We start from the raw sequence: 2,995 nt of genomic DNA on the forward strand, positions 1-2,995 counted from the left end.
GGAATTTCGCTACCTTAGGACCGTTATAGTTACGGCCGCCGTTTACCGGGGCTTCAATCAAGAGCTTCTCCCTCACCTAGACCATCTAATATTCGTAACTTTAAGCTATGGTAAGCTTTTCCGCTACGCTTTAAAGACCTTTCTCGTTTCATTGCAGTACGTTTATTCACATAAGCTTCGTAATACATATCTTCTCTAAATAGTCTAGGTGAGGGATAACCCCATCAATTAACCTTCCGGCACCGGGCAGGCGTCACACCGTATACGTCCACTTTCGTGTTTGCACAGTGCTGTGTTTTTGATAAACAGTCGCAGCCACCTGGTCTCTGCGGCCTCCAACAGCGTGAACCGTCGGAGGCGTACCTTCTCCCGAAGTTACGGTACCATTTTGCCTAGTTCCTTCACCCGAGTTCTCTCAAGCGCCTTAGAATTCTCATCTCGTCCACCTGTGTTGGTTTACAGTACGGTTTTAATATACCTATGCTTAGAAGGTTTTCCTGGAAGCAGGGCATCAATCACTTCGTTCTTAATGAACTCCCCATCACGCCTCAGCATTATGTTCCCGGATTTTCCTAAGAACACTGCCTAAACGCTTGGACCGGGATAACCAACACCCGGATGACCTAGCCTTCTCCGTCACTCCATCGCAGCATATTAAAGTACAGGAATGTTAACCTGTTTCCCATCGACTACGCATTTCTGCCTCGCCTTAGGGGCCGACTCACCCTGTGCCGATTAACGTTGCACGAGGAAACCTTGGACTTTCGGCGAGGGGGTTTTTCACCCCCTTTATCGTTACTCATGTCAGCATTCGCACTTCTGATACCTCCAGCATGCTTCTCAACACACCTTCACAGGCTTACAGAACGCTCCCCTACCATGCATGTAAACATGCATCCGCAGCTTCGGTACACCACTTAGCCCCGGTAAATCTTCCGCGCGGGCCGACTCGACTAGTGAGCTATTACGCTTTCTTTAAAGGGTGGCTGCTTCTAAGCCAACCTCCTAGCTGTCTATGCCTTCCCACTTCGTTTCCCACTTAGTGGTGATTTTGGGACCTTAGCTGGCGGTCTGGGTTGTTGCCCTCTCGACTACGGACGTTAGCACCCGTAGTCTGTCTCCTATGATTGCACTTCACGGTATTCGGAGTTTGCCATGGGACGGTAGGTCGGTGTGACCCCCTAGCCATAACAGTGCTCTACCCCCGTGAGTGATACATAAGGCACTACCTAAATAGTTTTCGGGGAGAACCAGCTATCTCCGGGCTTGTTTAGCCTTTCACTCCAATCCACAGCTCATCCCCGCATTTTTCAACATACGTGGGTTCGGTCCTCCAGTCGGTTTTACCCGACCTTCAACCTGGCCATGGATAGATCGCCCGGGTTCGGGTCTAATTCCAGCAACTATGCGCCCTATTAAGACTCGGTTTCCCTTCGCCTACACTATTCGCTTAAGCTTGCTACTGAAATTAAGTCGCTGACCCATTATACAAAAGGTACGCCATCATCCCTCACCTAGAATTTCTTTTGAAAATGTGACTCACATTTTTATAAAAAATTCTAGGTGAGGGACTCTGACTGCTTGTACGTATGCGGTTTCAGGGTCTATTTCACTCCCCTCACAGGGGTTCTTTTCGCCTTTCCCTCACGGTACTGGTTCACTATCGGTCGGTAGGGAGTATTTAGCCTTAGATGATGGTCCACCTATATTCAGACAGGGTTTCTCGTGCCCCGCCCTACTCACATTCATCTCATAATCTCTTTCACATACAGGGCTATCACCTTCTTCGGCTGGCTTTTCCACACCATTCTGTTAAAAACTATGAGACTTTTGGGCTAGTCCGCGTTCGCTCGTCGCTACTTGCGGAATCTCGGTTGATTTCTTTTCCTCCGGGTACTTAGATATTTCAGTTCTCCGGGTTCGCTCTTTATAACCTTACAGCTATAAAGTGATCTTTTAAGATCGGGTTGCCCCATTCGGAAATCTGTGGGTTATACGCTTTTGTGTCAGCTAACCACAGCTTATCGCAGACTTACACGTCCTTCATCGCCTCCTACCGCCAAGGCATCCACCACATACGCTTATTCACTTGATCATATAACCCCAAACAATCTCAAGGTTAACTCTCAAACAAATATGGATCGTAACAAAATACATATATGCTTACACATATACGCATTTCGCTGGTTTCTCTCTAATAACGATTTTATTAACTTTAATAAATTCTATTTTAGACGCCATTGACTCAAATCAAATTGATTTGTAGATAATAATCACTCATCATGATTATCATCAGACTCATATTCCAAATTGTTAATTTACTCAATATAAAGCATACTTGCCTTCAAACTTTCGCCTGAAAAATCCTTGTCAAACGTCACAACGTTTGAAAAAGATTCTTTGTAAAGCATCCAGTTTTAATTTTTCGAAGATTGGCTATTTGTGCTGTCGTAGCCTATTAACAATAGGTGAGACAGTGCAAAGAGTCAAGATTCGGAAAATTGGTGGGTCTGGCTGGAGTTGAACCAGCGACCTCACCCTTATCAGGGGTGCGCTCTAACCAACTGAGCTACAGACCCATTTACTTGGTCTTTTGCCTGTTCACTGCGTTGCGCTTGTCGTTCGGTTGGTCACATACAGTCGTATGCTCCCGCCCTCTCTCCGGCGCGCGCCTTGTTAACAGCCAAAATACCGGCGTAAATGCTCTTTCGTTTATCGTCTTGGCTTCGCTTTCGCTTGCCTAACATTTACACGCAAATGGTAAAACACATAGCAAACGCCATCTGTTTTTTTTGAACTGGTGGAGCTATGCGGGATCGAACCGCAGACCTCTTGAATGCAAATCAAGTGCTCTCCCAGCTGAGCTATAGCCCCGTCTGTTTTTACTTTATATTTCTAGATAACTTGTGTGGACACCCGAGAATAACGTCTCAAGGTATTCTTTTAGGAGGTGATCCAGCCACTGGTTCCCCAACGGCTACCTTGTTACGACTTC

At 46.4% G+C, this 2,995-nt stretch carries 2 tRNA genes and 1 rRNA gene; all 3 read right to left on the reverse strand.

Annotated elements, in window-relative coordinates:
* Window positions 1-2,095: ribosomal RNA gene (locus tag IEV16_RS13210) — 23S ribosomal RNA — on the reverse strand; the annotation flags it as partial.
* Window positions 2,096-2,502: 407 nt separating this feature from the next.
* Window positions 2,503-2,579: transfer RNA gene (locus tag IEV16_RS13215), tRNA-Ile, on the reverse strand.
* A gap of 219 nt (window positions 2,580-2,798) precedes the next feature.
* Window positions 2,799-2,874: transfer RNA gene (locus IEV16_RS13220), tRNA-Ala, on the reverse strand.
* Window positions 2,875-2,995: the final 121 nt, after the last annotated feature.

This window comes from Marinicella pacifica (genome assembly GCF_014636635.1).
Classification (GTDB): Bacteria; Pseudomonadota; Gammaproteobacteria; order Xanthomonadales; family Marinicellaceae; genus Marinicella; species Marinicella pacifica.